The sequence below is a fragment of the Streptomyces sp. NPDC050164 genome (assembly GCF_044459945.1).
GTDB classification, from domain to species: domain Bacteria; phylum Actinomycetota; class Actinomycetes; order Streptomycetales; family Streptomycetaceae; genus Streptomyces; species Streptomyces coeruleorubidus_A.
Genome location: NZ_JBITJK010000015.1, coordinates 98,463 through 113,938 on the forward strand (window position 1 = coordinate 98,463; position 15,476 = coordinate 113,938).

12 protein-coding genes and 1 pseudogene are annotated in these 15,476 nt (G+C 72.5%); 4 read left to right on the forward strand and 9 right to left on the reverse strand.

The window, feature by feature from the left end; all coding sequences use genetic code 11:
- The 3 genes from ACIBNA_RS21315 to ACIBNA_RS21325 all read left to right on the forward strand — a co-directional run bounded on the left by ACIBNA_RS21315 (position 1) and on the right by ACIBNA_RS21325 (position 5,318).
- On the forward strand, positions 1–1,767 hold the full coding sequence (locus ACIBNA_RS21315) for a beta-galactosidase (protein WP_399166725.1): 1,767 nt from the start codon (positions 1–3) through the stop codon (positions 1,765–1,767).
- Positions 1,764–4,145, forward strand: a complete 2,382-nt coding sequence (locus ACIBNA_RS21320) for a beta-galactosidase (protein WP_399166726.1) — start codon at positions 1,764–1,766, stop codon at positions 4,143–4,145. The genes ACIBNA_RS21315 and ACIBNA_RS21320 overlap by 4 nt, the downstream gene beginning before the upstream one ends.
- 105 nt (positions 4,146–4,250) lie before the next feature.
- Positions 4,251–5,318, forward strand: a complete 1,068-nt coding sequence (locus tag ACIBNA_RS21325) for a LacI family DNA-binding transcriptional regulator (RefSeq protein ID WP_399166727.1) — start codon at positions 4,251–4,253, stop codon at positions 5,316–5,318.
- A gap of 9 nt (positions 5,319–5,327) precedes the next feature.
- Here ACIBNA_RS21325 and ACIBNA_RS21330 read toward each other — a convergent pair whose 3' ends face one another.
- From ACIBNA_RS21330 to ACIBNA_RS21370, 9 genes and pseudogenes are all read right to left on the reverse strand, one after another.
- Complete coding sequence (locus ACIBNA_RS21330) at positions 5,328–7,307, reverse strand: heavy metal translocating P-type ATPase (RefSeq protein WP_399166728.1); 1,980 nt, start codon at positions 7,305–7,307, stop codon at positions 5,328–5,330.
- A gap of 131 nt (positions 7,308–7,438) precedes the next feature.
- The gene (locus tag ACIBNA_RS21335) at positions 7,439–8,722 is read right to left on the reverse strand and encodes an NAD(P)/FAD-dependent oxidoreductase (RefSeq protein WP_399166729.1); all 1,284 of its coding nucleotides are present in this window, start codon (positions 8,720–8,722) and stop codon (positions 7,439–7,441) included.
- 31 nt (positions 8,723–8,753) lie between these two features.
- Positions 8,754–9,419, reverse strand: coding sequence for a haloacid dehalogenase type II (locus tag ACIBNA_RS21340; RefSeq protein ID WP_399166730.1), 666 nt, complete (start codon positions 9,417–9,419; stop codon positions 8,754–8,756).
- A 46-nt stretch (positions 9,420–9,465) separates the two neighbouring features.
- Positions 9,466–10,404, reverse strand: coding sequence for an aldo/keto reductase (locus tag ACIBNA_RS21345; protein ID WP_399166731.1), 939 nt, complete (start codon positions 10,402–10,404; stop codon positions 9,466–9,468).
- 22 nt (positions 10,405–10,426) lie between these two features.
- Complete coding sequence (locus tag ACIBNA_RS21350; protein WP_399166732.1) at positions 10,427–11,890, reverse strand: aldehyde dehydrogenase family protein; 1,464 nt, start codon at positions 11,888–11,890, stop codon at positions 10,427–10,429.
- Positions 11,887–12,840 (reverse strand): succinylglutamate desuccinylase/aspartoacylase family protein, encoded by a 954-nt coding sequence (locus tag ACIBNA_RS21355; RefSeq protein WP_399166733.1) that lies wholly within the window; start codon positions 12,838–12,840, stop codon positions 11,887–11,889. The genes ACIBNA_RS21350 and ACIBNA_RS21355 overlap by 4 nt, the downstream gene beginning before the upstream one ends.
- Before the next feature lie 30 nt (positions 12,841–12,870).
- Positions 12,871–14,226: an aminotransferase class III-fold pyridoxal phosphate-dependent enzyme gene (locus tag ACIBNA_RS21360; protein ID WP_399166734.1), complete on the reverse strand. Its 1,356-nt coding sequence runs from the start codon at positions 14,224–14,226 to the stop codon at positions 12,871–12,873.
- Positions 14,223–14,867 (reverse strand): ABC transporter permease, encoded by a 645-nt coding sequence (locus ACIBNA_RS21365; RefSeq protein WP_399166735.1) that lies wholly within the window; start codon positions 14,865–14,867, stop codon positions 14,223–14,225. The genes ACIBNA_RS21360 and ACIBNA_RS21365 overlap by 4 nt, the downstream gene beginning before the upstream one ends.
- A gap of 106 nt (positions 14,868–14,973) precedes the next feature.
- Positions 14,974–15,174 (reverse strand): annotated as a pseudogene (locus ACIBNA_RS21370) (hypothetical protein); the annotation flags it as partial.
- Positions 15,175–15,224: 50 nt separating this feature from the next.
- Here ACIBNA_RS21370 and ACIBNA_RS21375 point away from each other — a divergent pair.
- Entirely contained in the window at positions 15,225–15,437 is a 213-nt protein-coding gene (locus ACIBNA_RS21375) for an IclR family transcriptional regulator C-terminal domain-containing protein (RefSeq protein WP_399166736.1), read from the forward strand.
- The last annotated feature ends 39 nt before the right edge of the window (positions 15,438–15,476 follow it).

The window sequence follows — 15,476 nt, forward strand, 5'->3', positions numbered from 1 at the left end:
ATGCCCGCCCTGACGACGACGTCCGACGGATTCCTTCTGCACGGTGAGCCGTTCCGGATCATCTCCGGTGCGCTGCACTACTTCCGTGTCCACCCCGGCCTGTGGTCCGACCGGCTGCGCAAGGCGCGGCTGATGGGCCTCAACGCGGTGGAGACGTACATCCCGTGGAACCACCACCAGCCCGATCCCGACGGGCCTGTCGTGCTCGACGGCTTCCTCGACCTGCCCCGGTTCCTCGGGCTCGCCCGGGACGAAGGGCTGCACGTGCTGCTGCGTCCCGGTCCGTTCATCTGTGCCGAGTGGGACGGCGGCGGCCTGCCCGACTGGCTGACGTCGGACCCGGACATCCGGCTGCGGTCCAGCGATCCGCGTTTCACCGGGGCCGTCGACCGCTACCTGGACCTGCTGCTGCCCGCGCTCCGGCCGCACCTGGCCGCGGCGGGCGGTCCCGTCATCGCCGTGCAGGTGGAGAACGAGTACGGGGCCTACGGCGACGACAGCGCGTATCTGAAGCACCTGGCCGACGCGTTCCGCTCCCGGGGCGTCGAGGAGCTGCTGTTCACCTGCGACCAGGCCGACCCCGAGCACCTGGCCGCCGGGAGCCTGCCGGGCGTGCTGACCGCCAGCACCTTCGGCAGCCGGGTCGAGCAGAACCTCGGGCGGCTGCGCGCGCACCGGAGCGAAGGCCCGCTGTTCTGCGCGGAGTTCTGGATCGGCTGGTTCGACCACTGGGGCGGGCCGCACCACGTACGGGACGCGGCCGACGCCGCCGCCGATCTGGACCGGCTGCTGTCCGCCGGGGCGTCCGTCAACATCTACATGTTCCACGGCGGCACCAACTTCGGCCTCACCAACGGCGCCAACCACAAGCACGCCTACGAACCCACCATCACGTCGTACGACTACGACGCCGCGCTCACCGAGTGCGGCGACCCGGGCCCGAAGTACCACGCCTTCCGCGAGGTCATCGCCCGCCATGCCGCCGTCCCCGACGAGCCCGTCCCGGATCCCGGACCCAAACTGCCGCCGACCGACGTCGAGTTGGACGGCCTGGCAGCTCTGCTTCCCCTCGTCGGCGCGCTCGCCACGCCCGTCCGCACCGACGACCCGGTGACCATGGGCGAGCTCGGGCAGCACACCGGCTACGCGCTCTACCGCACCGTCCTTGCCGCCTCCGGTGACGGCCTGCTGCACTTCGCCGGCGGTGTCGGCGACCGTGCCCAGGTCTTCGTCGACGGCGCACCCGTCGGTGTGCTGGAGCGCGAACGCCACGACGAGACGCTGCCGGTGCGTGTCCCGCGCCCCGGCGCGACGCTCGAGGTGCTCGTCGAGAACATGGGCGGCGTCAACTACGGGCCCCGCATCGGCTCCGCGAAGGGCCTGCTCGGGCCCGTCTCCTTCAACGGCACCGTCCTGCGCGGCTGGGACTGCCATGCCCTGCCGCTGGACGACCTGGACGCGGTGCCGTTCATCCCTGGCGACGGGGCGGCGGTCACCGTTCCGGCCTTCCATCGCGGCACCTTCGAGGTGATCGCGCCCGCCGACGCCTTCCTCTCCCTGCCCGGCTGGACGAAGGGGCAGGCCTGGGTCAACGGCTTCCAACTGGGCCGCTACTGGAACCGTGGCCCGCAGCGCACGCTCTACGTCCCTGCGCCCGTGCTGCGGCCCGGCACCAACGAACTGGTCCTGCTGGAGCTGCACGGCAGCACCGCCACCCGCGCCCAGCTCACCGATACGCCCGACCTCGGCCCGGAGAACACCTGGTGACCGCGTACCGGCTGCGCGTGCCCGCGCCCTCCGCTCCCCCACTGGCCGGCCACCTGCCCTTCGCGGACGCGCCGGGCGTGTCCGACCCGATCGAGATCACCAGCCGCTGGCTCACCCGTGGCGGCCGCCCCTGGTTCCCGGTCTCCGGCGAGTTCCACTACTCCCGCTACCCGGCCCGGGAGTGGGAGGAGGAGCTGCTGAAGATGAAGGCGGGCGGCGTGAGTGCCGTCGCCTCCTACGTCATCTGGATCCACCACGAGGAGATCGAGGGGCGGATCCGCTTCGACGGCGACCGCGACCTGCGTCGCTTCGCCGAGCTGTGCGCCCGCCACGGCCTGGACTTCATCCCGCGCATCGGCCCGTGGTGCCACGCCGAGGTACGCAACGGCGGCCTGCCCGACTGGGTGCCGGCCCGCGCCCGCGCGCCACGCACCGACGATCCGGCCTATCTGGAACCCGTACGCGTCTGGTTCGCGGCCGTCGCGGAACAACTGCGTGGCCTCGACCGGGCGCACGGCGGCCCGATCGTCGCGATCCAGATCGAGAACGAGCTCTACGACCAGCCCGGCCATCTGCGCACCCTGAAGCGCCTGGCCCAGGAGGCCGGACTGAGCGCGCCGCTATGGACGTCGACCGCCTGGGGCGGGGTGCAACTCCCGGGCGAGGAACTGCTTCCGCTGTACGGCGGGTACCCGGAGGCGTTCTGGACGGAGGCGGACGGCGGCTGGCCCGACACCTGCCGCAAGCACTTCTTCTTCACCCACGAGCGCGACGACGAGAGCATCGGCGCCGACCTGCGGCCCACGACCGTGCGCGGCGCCGACCCGGTACCGGCGGACCGATTCCCCTGGGCCACCTGCGAGTTGGGCGGCGGCATGGCGGTGGCCTACCACCGGCGGCCCCGGGTCGAGGCCGCCGACGTGGGCGCGCTGGGTCTCACCAAGATCGGCTGCGGTTCGGTGTGGCAGGGCTACTACATGTTCCACGGCGGCACGAACCCACCCGGCGAGCTGACGACCCTTCAGGAGTCGCACGCCACCGGCTACCTCAACGACCTGCCGGTCCTGACCTACGACTTCCAGGCCCCGCTCGGCGAGTACGGCCAGCTGCGGTCCTCGTACCACGAACTGCGCCTCCAGCACCTGCTGTTGGACTGCTTCGGGCACCGGATCGCGCCCATGGAGTCCGTGCTGCCCGAGCAGCGGCCGACCGGGCAGCACGACCGGGACACGCTGCGCTGGGCCGTCCGTACCGACGGCACGTCGGGCTTCCTGTTCGTGACCAACCACCAGCCGCACGAGCCGCTGCCCGACCACCCGGACACGGCCTTCACGGTCGACTTCCCGCACGCACCGCCGCTGACGCTGCCGAGCGCTCCCGTCACGGTGCCCTCCGGCGCCTACTTCTGCTGGCCGCTGCGGCTGGAGGTGGCCGGGCTGCGGCTGGAGTGGGCGACCGCGCAGCCGGTGTGCACCGTGGAGGCGGGCGGTCGTACGGTCCTGGTGCTGGCCGCGACCGACGGCATCGCGCCCGAACTGGCCCTGGACGCGGACACGGTGGCGTCCGTCGCGACACCGTCCGGGGAGGTCACGCCGGTCGCCGGCCGGGTACTGGTCAGCGGCGTGCGGCCCGGCACCGACGCCCTGGTCGAGGTGGACGCGGCCGACGGTTCACGCGTCGGGCTGCTGGTCCTGGACGCGGCGACGGCCCGTACCGTCTACCGGGGGGAGGCGTGGGGAGCCGAGCGGCTGGTGCTGAGCGGGGACGGCGTCGTCTTCGACGGTGACGAGGTACGGCTGCACAGCCCGGCCGCCGAGCCCTCGTTCGCGGTGCTGCCCGCGCCGGATTCCGCTCCGGTGCCGGCGGGGACACGGGTGCGGGAGGCGGCGGACGGCGTGTTCACCCGCTACACGATCGAGGCCGCGCCCCTCGCGGACACCGCGGTGCCCGTCACCCTGGTCAGGCCCGCCGGTCCGGCGCCCGAGCCGGTGACCGGCGTGCAGGGCCGGGCGAGCGTGCCGGCGGACAAGTACGTCGAGCCGGTGGCCGCCGAGTACCGGGTCGACGTACCGGAGGACCTGCTTCGGGCGCCCGCCGGTGTCCTGCTGCGGCTGCGCTGGACGGGCGACCTGGCCCGGGCCTACGTCGGGGACGTCCTGGTCGCCGACCAGTTCTACTCGGGCCGGGTCTGGGACATCGGCCTGGACCGGCTGCCCGTCGAGCAGGTGCGGGCGCGGGGCCTGCGGCTGAGGGTGCTGCCGCTGGCCGCGGACGCTCCCGTGCATGTGCCGGGGCAGGCGGGTGACGACTGGCGGTCGGCCAGGGTGCGGCACGCCGAGTGGGTGGTCACCCGCTCGTGGGCGCTCCGGACGGGCTGAGGCCCCTGTCGCTCCGAGGATCCTGCGCGCCCCCGCCCGGCCTATGCTGTGCTCCTGCCGGGCGGGGTCAGGACCGCCGTAACCGACGTCGAGGAATCACCCGCCATGACACCGAGCGCCACCGACAGCCCTGTGCCCAAGGGCCGCAGCAGGCGCAACTTCGCGGGGGCTCGGCCGGTGATGGCCGACGTGGCCCGGCTGGCCGGCGTCTCCAAGCAGACCGTCTCCCGGGTGCTCAACGACCATCCGGCCGTCCGCCCCGAGACGCGCGAGGCGGTCCTGGACGCCATGCGCACCCTCGGCTACCGGCCCAGCCGCAGCGCGCGGTCGCTGGCCAGCGGCCGGACCCGGATGCTCGGCGTCATCTCCTTCGACGCCGCCCGGTACGGGCCCGCCTCCATCCTGACCGCCATCAACACCGCGGCCCAGGACGCCGGTTATCTGGTGAGCTCCATCGCGCTCGACACGGCCGACCACGACACCGTCGTCGAGGCCGTGCACCGGCTGTCGGCCGAGGGCGCGGACGGCGTCATCGCGATCGCCCCGCAGCAGTGGGTGGGCCGGGCCCTGGCGCAGACCGACCTCGGGACTCCCCTGGTGGTACTGGAGAGCGCCCTCGACGACAGCACGCCCCTGGTCACCGGCGACTCCCGGACCGGCGCCCGCAAGGCCACCGAGCACCTCCTCGGCCTCGGGCACGCCACGGTCTGGCACATCGCGGGCCCGGCCGGCTGGACCTCCGCCGACCACCGGCTGGCGAGCTGGCAGGCGACGCTCCAGGCGGCCGGTGCGGACATCCCGGCCCCGCTCGCCGGGGACTGGGGCGCCGACTCCGGTTACGACCTGGGCCGCCGGCTGGCCCGGCGCCCGGAGGTGACGGCGGTGTTCGCCTCGAACGACCAGATGGCCCTGGGCCTGCTGCACGCCCTGCACGAGTCCGGGCGCTCCGTCCCCGGGGACGTCAGCGTCGTCGGCTACGACGACATCCCCGAGGCCGCGCATCTCCTGCCGCCGCTGACCACCGTCCGCACCGACTTCGCCGAGATCGGCACCCGTTCCCTGCGGCTCCTCCTGGACCGCATCGACGGTCCCGGGGAGTCGCCCCGCGTCGGCACGCTCGTCCCTGTGGATCTGGTCGTGCGTGCCAGCAGCGGCCCGCCACCGGTGAACTGACGGCGTTCGTCAGGCGCTTCCCTCGGCAAAGGCCCGCTGCCAGGCCGTCTCCCGCAGCAGCCGCAGACCGTTCAGACCGACCAGGACCGTGGAGCCCTCGTGGCCCGCGACGCCCAGCGGCAGCGGCAGGTTTCCGGCCAGGTCCCAGACGACGAGGCCGGCGATGAACACTCCGGCGATGACGAGGTTCTGGACGACCAGCCTGCGGGCGCGGCGCGAGAGGGCGACGGTGGTGGGGACGGCCGCGAGTTCGTCGCGCACGATCACGGCGTCGGCGGTCTCCAGGGCCAGGTCGGACCCCGCCCGGCCCATGGCGACGCCGGTGTGGGCGGCGGCCAGGGCGGGTGCGTCGTTGACGCCGTCCCCGACGACCAGCACCTTGCGGCCCGCGCGCTCCATCTCCTGCACGGCCGTCAGCTTGTCCTGCGGCAGCAGCCCGGCGCGCACGTCGTCGATGCCGGCCTCGGCGGCGAGGTGTGCGGCGGCCCGGGGGTTGTCGCCGGTGAGGAGCGTCGGGGCGGTGCCGGTGAGGGTGGTGAGCGCGGCGACGGTGGCGGCGGCGTCCGGGCGCAGCCGGTCGGCGATGCCGAGCAGCCCGGCGGGGGCGCCGTCGACGAGGACCAGGACGGCGGTACGGCCGGACTCCTCCAGTTCCTCGGCCACGGCGGTGACCGTGCTGCCGGTGCCGTCCAGCAGGCGGGCCGGGGCGCCGACGGCGACCCCTCGGCCGCTCACGACGGCGGTCACTCCCACGCCGGGCGCGGAGGTGAAGTCCTCAGCGCCGGGCAGGTCGAGACCGCGCTCGCGGGCCGCGTCCACGACCGCCCGGGCCAGCGGATGCTCACTGGGCCGCTCGGCCGCCGCCGCCAGTGTCAGCAACTCGGCTTCGTCCAGGCCGGATCCGGGCAGCGGCCGGACATCGGTGACGCGCGGGCTGCCCTCGGTGAGCGTGCCGGTCTTGTCCAGCGCGACCGCGTCCACCTGGCCGAGCCGCTCCATCACCACGGCCGACTTCACCAGCACGCCGTGCCGTCCGGCGTTGGCGATGGCCGACAGCAGGGGCGGCATGGTGGCCAGCACGACCGCGCACGGAGAGGCCACGATCATGAATGTCATGGCGCGCAGCAGCGCGTCGGTGAGCTGTTCGCCGAAGGCTAGCGGCACCAGGAAGACGGCCAGGGTCGCGGCCACCATGCCCAGCGAGTAGCGCTGTTCGACCTTCTCGATGAACAGCTGTGTGGGCGCCTTGGTCTCGGACGCTTCCTCCACCATCCGGACGATCCGGGCGATCACCGAGTCGGAGGCGTCGCGCTCGACGCGGACCCGCAGGGCGCCGGTGCCGTTGAGGGTGCCCGCGAAGACCTCGTCGCCCGGCTCCTTCGCCGCGGGGAGCGGCTCGCCGGTGATGGTCGCCTGGTCCACGTCGCTCGCCCCGTCCAGCACGCGGCCGTCGGCGCCGACGCGCTCACCGGGGCGGACGAGGACGGTGTCGCCGACCGCCAACTCCTCGACGGGCACCGCCTGTTCGTCACCGTCAGGGGTCAGCCGGGTGGCCGTGGCGGGGGCGAGATCGAGCAGGCCGCGGACGGAGTCGGCGGTGCGGGCGGTGGCCAGCGCCTCCAGCGCGCCGGAGGTGGCGAAGATGACGATGAGCAGGGCACCGTCCATCACCTGCCCGATCGCCGCCGCGCCCAGGGCTGCGACGACCATCAGCAGGTCGACGTCGAGGGTGCGTTCCTTCAGCGCCTTGAGGCCTTCCCAGCCCGGCTCCCAGCCGCCCGTGACGTACGACAGGGCGTAGAGCGGGCCCCAGGTCCAGGCGGGGGCGCCGGTCAGCTGGAGGGGCAGCGCGAGCAGGAAGAAGACGGTGGCGGCAGCGGCCCAGCGCGCCTCGGGGAGCGCGAGAACACGGGTACGCCGCCGGGGGGCGGCCCCGGTGCGGGCGGGCTTGGCCCGTTCGACCGGCTGCGGCGTGAGCGTGGAGGTCATCGGGGGGTCCTTCAGGCGGGGACGCATGACTCCCTCACCATACAGGAATACATGAAGACTCATTCATACCTTCATGGGCCGGGAACGGCCGAGGGCCCCACCTCGCGGAAGGGCCCTCGGTGTGCCGAGCGTCAGCGCAGCTTGTCCTTGGCCTTGTAGTAGGCGCCGCCGAACGGCAGGAACCAGGCCGTGCCGTTGTAGAAGGGGACCGGGACCTTCGGGAAGCCGAGGCCGCGCAGCGGGTTGGCCTCCGGGCGGCCGTCCATCATCTCGGCGACCGCGCGGCCCATGTAGGTGGCCATCTGGACCCCGTGGCCGCAGTAACCCATCGAGTAGTACAGGCCGTTCGCCTCACCGGCGTGCGGCAGGCGGTCCCAGGAGAAGCCGACCATGCCGCCCCACACGTAGTCGATCCGCACCCCGGCGAGCTGCGGGAAGATCTCGGTCATCTCCCGCTTCAGGATGTCGCCGCTCTTGACGTCGGAGGCCGGGTCGGAGGGGGCGAAGCGGGCCCGGCCGCCGAAGGCGAGGCGGTTGTCGGGGGTGAGGCGGATGTAGTGGCCGATGTTCTTGGAGTCGACCACCAGGCGGCCGTTCGGGATCAGCGCCTTGGCGCGTGCCTCGCCGAGCGGCTCGGTGACGATGATGAAGCTGCCCACGTTGATGAGCCGCTTGCGGAACCACGGCAGCGCCTTGTCGGTGTAGGCGTCGGTCGCGGCCATGACCTGCTTGGCACGGATCGTGCCCTCGAGGGTCTCGACCACGAAGCCGCCGCCCGGCAGACGGGTGAGGCCGGTGGCCGCGTTCCGCTCGTGGATCTCGGCGCCGGCCCGTTCGGCGGCCTCGGCGAGGCCGTGCACGTACTTGCCCACGTGCAGGGCGGCGCTCAGCGGGTCGAGCAGGGCGCCGTGGTAGTAGTCCGAGCCCAGCTCCGACTTCAGCTCGCCGCGGGTCAGCAGCCGGGTCTCGTGACCGAAGTTGTCGGCCAGGTCGCGCTGGGTGGCCCGCATCGACTCGAAGTGCTGCGGCTTGAAGGCCACTCCGAGCCGGCCCGCCCGGTGGAAGTCGCAGTCGATCCGCTCCGTCCGCGTGATCTCCTCGACCACGTCGACCGCCTCGCGGAAGGAGTCGTACAGCTCGCGGGCGCGCTCCTGGCCGTAGCGCTTGCGGGCCTCGCCGGGGCTGATGGTCAGGCCCTGGGTGCACATGCTGCCGTTGCGGCCGGAGGCGCCCGAGCCGACCTTGTCCTTCTCGACGAGGACGACCCGGGCTCCCTTGCGGGCGGCGTGGTAGGCGGTGGACAGGCCGGTGAGGCCACCGCCGATGACCAGCACGTCCGCCTCGTCGGGCAGGTCCTTGCCGGAACGGTCGGGCAGGGCGGGGGCTGTATCCAGCCAGTAGGGGATCTGCTTCATGGCGTGCGTCCTCACAAACGTCCGGAAGGGTTCAGCAGCCGAGCAGCTTCGGCAGGCCCGTCATGTCGGGCAGTTCGTCGTACGGCTGGTAGTCGGCGCTGCCGGGGCGGCCGAAGCGGTTGATCCACACCCGGCGCTTCAGGCCGAGGTCGCGGGTCGGGATGTGGTCGTACTCCCAGCCCTGGGCGGTGTGGATGACCTGGGACGGCTCGACGCCCATGGTCGTGAAGGCGTGCTCGAAGGTCTGCCGGTCCGGCTTGTAGGCGCCGGCCTGCTGGGCGGTGATGACGTGATCGAACTCCACGCCGATGTTCTCGACGTTGCGCGCGATCAGGTCGTCGTCGGTGTTGGAGATGATGGCGATCTCGTACCGGGTCTTCAGCGCGCGCAGGGCATCCGGGACCTCCGGGAACGGGCCGAAGGTGGGGACGGCGTCGACCAGGGCGTCGCCGTCGGACTCGCGGTACTCCAGGCCGTGCAGGCGCATGGCGTTGCGCAGGCTGGAGTGCAGGATCTCGTGGTACGGGCGGTAGGCCTCCAGGACGGCCTGGAAGCGCATGACGCGGAAGTCGTCGAGGAACTCGTCGACGTCCAGGTTGTCCAGATCCAGCCGGCCGGCCAGGACCTTCAGGGTGGTGGGGCCGAGCTGGAAGTCGACCAGGGTGCCATAGGCGTCGAAGGTGACGATCTCTCGCATGCTGTCCAGCCTCAATTCGCGTTTCTCAAAAAGGGATTCGGGGGATTCAGACGACGCGTTCGCCGGGGGCGACGATCGCGTCCAGGGCGGCCAGGTCGGCCGCGTCGGGGATCCAGTCGGCCGCCGCCGCGTTGGCGGTGACCTGCGCCGGGGTCATGGCGCCGCAGATGACCGAGCCGACCGCGGGCAGTGCGGCCAGTGCGCCCACGGCGACCTGGAGGAGGGTCAGGCCGCGCTCGGCGGCGTACGCGGTGAGCGCCTCGACACGGTCGAGGGCCGGGTCGGTGAGCCAGCCCTCCCGCCAGGACAGCCGGCTGCCGGGCGGGGGCTGCCGGCCACGCCGGTACTTGCCGCTGAGCAGGCCGTTGGCCAGCGGGTAGTACGGCAGGAGACCCATGCCGTGGCGCAGGCAGGCCGGGATCAGGTCGCTCTCCACGCTGCGGTCGAGCAGGTGGTAGCGGGCCTGGGTGCTGACGAAGGCGTCGGTGAGCTGCTCGGCCGGGAGGTTGGAGCAGCCGATGTACCCGATCTTGCCCTCGTCGACTAGCTCGGTCAGGGCGGCGACCGTCTCCTGAATCGGGGTGACGCCGTCCGGCTCGTGGTACTGGTACAGGTCGATCCGGTCGGTGCCGAGGCGGCGCAGCGACGCCTCGACGGCGTACCGGATGTAGGGGCGGGCTCCGCGCCGGCCGTACAGGTCGGCCTCGGGGCCCATCTCCATGCCGAACTTGGTGGCGAGGACGACGTCGTCACGGCGGCCCTTGAGGGCGGCGCCGAGGAGGCGTTCACCGTCGCCGCGGGCACCGCCGCTCTCGCCGAACCCGCCGTACATGTCGGCGGTGTCGAACAGGGTGACCCCGGCGTCGAGGGCCGCGTGGACGACGGCCTTCGTGCCGTCCTCGTCGAGGCGGGAGCCGAAGTTGTTGCCGCCGACGCCGACGACGGAGACGGCCGGGCCGCGTTCGCCCAGGGTGCGGTATCTCATGACCGGGCTCCTCTCATGGCGCTCATGACCGGCTCCCGAATCCGATGCAGACGTTCTTCGTCTGCGTGTAGCTCGCCAGCGCTTCGAGGCCCTTCTCGCGGCCCCAGCCGCTGTGCTTGTAGCCGCCGAAGGGCAGCTCGACGCCGGTGCCGACACCGGTGGCGTTGACGTAGACCTGTCCGGCCCGGATGCCCTCGGCCAGGCGCATCGCCTTGTCGATGTCGCGGGTCCAGACGTAGGAGGACAGGCCGTACGGGCTGTCGTTGGCGATCTGGAGGGCGTCGTCGGCGTCGTCGAACTCGATGACGGTGACGACGGGGCCGAAAATCTCCTCGCGGGCGCACCGGGCCTGGTTGGTCAGGCCGGTGAGGACGGTCGGCTCGACGTAGTAGCCGTCGGCGAGTTCGGGGGCGGCCGGTACGCCTCCCCCGACTCGCGCCACGGCGCCTTCCTGCCGGGCCAGTTCCAGGTATCCGAGGACGCGGTCGCGCTGCCGGGCGGCGACCAGCGGGCCGATGTCCGGGTCCGTGAGACCCGGCCCGACGCGCAGGCCCGCGATCTTCTCGACCAGCCGGTCCAGGAACTCCTCGGCGCCGCGCTGGAGCAGCAGCCGGGTGCCCGCCGAGCACATCTGCCCGGCGTTGCTGAACGACGCGCCCAGCACGGCCTTCAACGCCAGGTCGAAGTCGGCGTCCGCGAAGACGACGAACGGCGACTTGCCGCCCAGCTCGGTCACGGAGGGCACCACGTTGGCGGCGGCCGCCTGGGCGACCTTGATGCCGGTCGGCACCGAGCCGGTGAAGGTGACCTGGTCGATGCCGGGGTGCCCGGCGAGGGCGGCGCCGGTCTCGCCGTCGCCGGGTACGACGTTCAGCACGCCCGGCGGCATCCCGCACTCCAGTGCGATACAGCCGATCTCCAGCGGGGTGAGCGGCGCCTCCGGGGACGGCTTGAGCACCACCGTGCAGCCCGCCGCCAGGGCGGGCGCCGAGCCCCGCGCGGTGTTCTGCAGCGGGTAGTTGAACGGGATGATCTGGCCGGACACCCCGATCGGCTCACGGACGGTGTAGTCGATCAGACCGGGTCCGAGGGGGATCGTGGAGCCGCCGAGTTTGTCGGCGATGCCCGCGTAGAACTCGAAGTAGCGGGCGGCGGACTCGACATCGGCCTTCGCCTGGCTGAGCGGCTTGCCGACGTCCTGGCACTCCAGGCGGGCCAGCCGCCCGCCCTCGCGCCGGATCGCCTCCGCGATGCGCAGGAGGAGCCTGCCCCGGTCCGCGGCGCGCATCCGGGACCACTCCGGCGAGGTGAACGCCGCGCGCGCCGCCGCCACCGCTCGGTCGACGTCCGCCGGGCCGGCGTGACAGACCTCGGCGAGGGCCGTGCCGTCCGACGGGTCGAGGACCGTGAAGCTCCGGCCGTCGGCGGCGGGAGCCTGCTTGCCGTCGATCAGCAGCAGCTCGGTCAGCTGGAGTTCGCCGCTCATGGCTGGATCTCTCCCTGCACCTCACCGAAGATGACGACTTCGTCGCCCGGGCGGACGGTGCGGATCCGGCGCACCCAGAGCACGATGCCGTCCTGCGGGGCGCGGACCTCCTCCAGCGTGTTGCCGTAGTGGTCGACGATCTGGGCGATCAGGTCGCCTTCCTTGCAGGTCTCGCCGGGCTCGGCGTGGCCGAGGAAGAAGCCGCCGGCGGCGGACCGGGCGAACGTGCCGGAGACGGTCGTGTAGCTGTCAAGCAGCTCCGCCTCGCCGTCGATCATGCCGAGTTGGCGCATGATGTTGCGGATCGAGTGGACGTGCAGGGCGACGTTCTGCTCGTGGTAGGTGCCGCCGCCCGCCTCGATGGTGACGGCGGGCTTGCCGGCCGCGAGGGTGGGGTGGCGGACCGTGCCGCCCCACTTGCCGCCCTTCCAGACCAGCTCGTGCCCGGCCGCGAGGGCGAGGTCGGTCGCCAGGTCCTCGTAGCCGCCCTGGAGGATGACGAGCGGGGCGATCTCGCCGAAGGTGCCGCCGGTGTGCAGGTCGACGAGGGCGTCGACGGCGGGGACGACCTGCTCGACGAAGGTGGCGGCCAGGCGCAGCGAGTACGAGCCGTCCGCATCCCCCGGGAAGATCCGGTTGAGGTTCAGGTGGTCCAGGCCGCTGGTGCGGGCCGCCGCCTCGAAGGCGGGGGTGTTCATGCAGGGGATGCCGACGAGAGTGCCGCGCAGGCCGCCCGGGTCGATGGCGGCGAGCACGCGGCGGATGGCCTCCTGGCCGTCGTACTCGTCGCCGTGGACACCGGCGTCCACGCACAGGACCGGGCCGTCCTCGGTGCCGTTGACGACGACGAGCGGGATGCCGAGCTCCACGCCGTAGGTGCTGGTGCCGACCGGGATCAGGCCCTGGGCGCGCTCGCCGGGGGCGACGGTCAGGGGGCCGATGGAGTACATGTCGTTCCTTTCAATACGCGAATGCGTGGATCACAGGCGGGCGGAGGCCTCGTCGAGGGTGTCCGCGATGATGTCGGCGATACGGTCCAGCAGTGCGCGGTCGCTGATCAGCGGGGGCGCGATCTGCACCAGCGGGGCGGCACGGTTGTAGACGCGGGCGAGCAGCCCGGACTCGCGCAGCCGGCGCGGGATCAGGTCGGCGACGAGCGCGGCGCGCGCGGTGTCGCTGAAGCCGCCGCCGTCGAGGTCGCCGACGAGTTCGAGGGCGTAGAAGTATCCGGCGCCGCGGACGTCGCCGACGATCGGCAGCTCGCCCAGGGACGCCATGCGCTGGGCCAGGTGGTCCTGGTGGCGGCGGACGTTCTCCAGGATCCGGTCGCGCTCGATGATGTCCAGGCTGCGCAGGGCGATGGCGGCGCTGAGCGGGTGGCCGCTGAAGGTGTAGCCGTGGTTGAGGACCTCTCCGGGCTGGTTGATCACCTCGGTGACGCGGTCCGAGACCAGGGTCGCGCCCATGGGGGCGTAGCCGGCGGTGATGCCCTTGGCGACGGTGACGATGTCCGGCCGGGCGCCGTAGCAGTCGCCGCCGAACCACTCGCCGAGCCGTCCGAAGGCGGTGATGACCTCGTCGGCGACCAGCAGGAAGCCGTAGCGGTCGGCCAGTCGGCGCAGCCCCTGCCAGTAGCCCTCCGGCGGGGTGATGCAGCCGCCCCGGTTCTGCACCGGTTCGGCGATGAGCATGGCGACGCTCTCCGGTCCCGCGGCGAGGACCGTGGCCTCCACGTCGGCGAGCAGGTACGCGGTGAAGGCCGCCTTGTCCAGGGGCTGTTGCAGGGCGGTCCGGTTGGTGTTGGCGACGAAGTGGGTCTCCACGGCGGGCGGCCCGTACGGCTCGGTGAGGCCGGGGTCGTCCGTGAAGGACAGCGCCCCGAGGGTCAGGCCGTGGTAGGCGCCGCGCCGGGCGATGGCCTTGGTCCGGCCCGCTTCGCCGCGCAGGGTGTGGTACCTGCGGGCGATCTTCCAGGCGGTCTCCACCGCCTCGGCGCCGCCGCCGCTGAAGAAGACGTGCTCGATGCCGTCGGGGGCCAGGGCGGCGAGGCGCTCCGCGAGAGCCAGGCCGGTGGGGTGCGCGGAGTCCGACCACAGGGGGCTGTAGCAGAGTTCGCGCAGTTGCTTCTGGGCCGCTTCGGCGATCTCGTCGGCGTAGGAGTAGCCGATCTGGCAGCAGTACAGCCCGGACAGGCCGTCGATGTAGCGGTTGCCGGCCGCGTCGTCGACGTAGGGGCCCTCGCCGTGGCGCACGACGAAGAGGTCCTTGCCGGGCTTCGCGAGCGATCCGTTGGCGGTCATGTTCAGCAGCAGGTGCCGCTGAGCGGTGGTGGTCATACGGTCTCACCTCCGGGGGTGGCGATCCCCGTCGCGGTCTCGACGGACAGCAGGGAGTTCTGCCGCCCGGAACCGAGCCAGCGCACCAGGGCCACCAGGGCGAGGGCGAGGATCGCGCCTGCGATGAGCAGCGCGCTGATCGCGGTCACGCTGGGATCGATGTCGAAGGTCAGGGAGTTGTAGATCTGCACCGGCAGGGTGACGGTGTCGACCGAGGACAGGAACTGGGAGACGTAGAACTCGTCGAAGCTGGTGATGAAGGAGAAGATCGCCGCCGCGATCATTCCGGGGGTGGCGAGGGGGAAGGTGATCCTGCGCGCGATGGTCAGCCGGTTCGCGCCCATGCTCGCCGCGGCGTCCTCCAGCCGTTCGTCGATCCCGCGCAGGGTCGCGATCAGGATGAGCACCGCGATCGGCGAGGCCAGCACGGTGTGGCCGAGAGCGATGGCGATCGGGCTGCCCAGCATCGCGGCGGGCTCGAACAGCAGGAACAGGCCCAGCGCGGTGACAATCTGCGGAATGACCAGCGGCCCGAGGACCAGGGCGTAGACCGCGGAGCGCAGCGGGAGTTCGCTTCTGGTCAGGGCGGTCGCCGCGGTCACACCGATGATCAGCGAGAACACGGTGCTCAGACAGGCCACCAGCGCGCTCGTCGACAGGGCGGCCGGCCACTTGCTTGTAGCGCTCCAGCCTGTGCGCGACCAGTTCGTCCACGTCGGCGGGCGGCAGGTGGGCCAGGATCGCGCGCCCGGTGGCGGTGGCGTGCAGGGGCGAGGTGTCGCCGATCGCGTAGTACGTCCGCACGGTGTGAGCGCAGCGGTGCCGGACGCGTTGCAGTGCATGGTCGTCGTCGACCGGGTCGTCACCTCGTTCAGCAGGCGCCTTCGGCTCGTTCCCGCCCGAGGCGTGGACGCTGGGCTGGTACAAGGCGCTGTTCGCCGACGGCACGCGACGCGACGACGGTCGACCCGGCCGAGCTGCGCGCCGAGCTGAAGCGGGTGCGCACGGACGGCTATGCCCTCAACCGCAACCAGTACCGCCCCGACGTCTGCGCGATCGCCGCACCCGTCCTGGACGAGGACGGCACACCGCTGGCCTCCGTGGCCGTCTCCATGCCGGACTCCCGCTACGACGCGGACCGGCTGCCCGAGTGGGGCCGCCTGGTCGCCGACACGGCGTCCGGCATCAGCGACCGCCGACTGGGCGCGTGACAGCCCGGCACAGCGGATCACCGTGCACACGCCCTCGCG

Coding starts and splice junctions, on each gene's coding strand:
- ACIBNA_RS21315 (WP_399166725.1), top strand. CDS start 1: ATGCCCGCCCTGACGACGACGTCCGACGGATTCCTTCTGCACGGTGAG.
- ACIBNA_RS21325 (WP_399166727.1), top strand. CDS start 4,251: ATGACACCGAGCGCCACCGACAGCCCTGTGCCCAAGGGCCGCAGCAGG.
- ACIBNA_RS21330 (WP_399166728.1), bottom strand. CDS start 7,307: ATGACCTCCACGCTCACGCCGCAGCCGGTCGAACGGGCCAAGCCCGCC.
- ACIBNA_RS21335 (WP_399166729.1), bottom strand. CDS start 8,722: ATGAAGCAGATCCCCTACTGGCTGGATACAGCCCCCGCCCTGCCCGAC.
- ACIBNA_RS21340 (WP_399166730.1), bottom strand. CDS start 9,419: ATGCGAGAGATCGTCACCTTCGACGCCTATGGCACCCTGGTCGACTTC.
- ACIBNA_RS21345 (WP_399166731.1), bottom strand. CDS start 10,404: ATGAGATACCGCACCCTGGGCGAACGCGGCCCGGCCGTCTCCGTCGTC.
- ACIBNA_RS21350 (WP_399166732.1), bottom strand. CDS start 11,890: ATGAGCGGCGAACTCCAGCTGACCGAGCTGCTGCTGATCGACGGCAAG.
- ACIBNA_RS21355 (WP_399166733.1), bottom strand. CDS start 12,840: ATGTACTCCATCGGCCCCCTGACCGTCGCCCCCGGCGAGCGCGCCCAG.
- ACIBNA_RS21360 (WP_399166734.1), bottom strand. CDS start 14,226: ATGACCACCACCGCTCAGCGGCACCTGCTGCTGAACATGACCGCCAAC.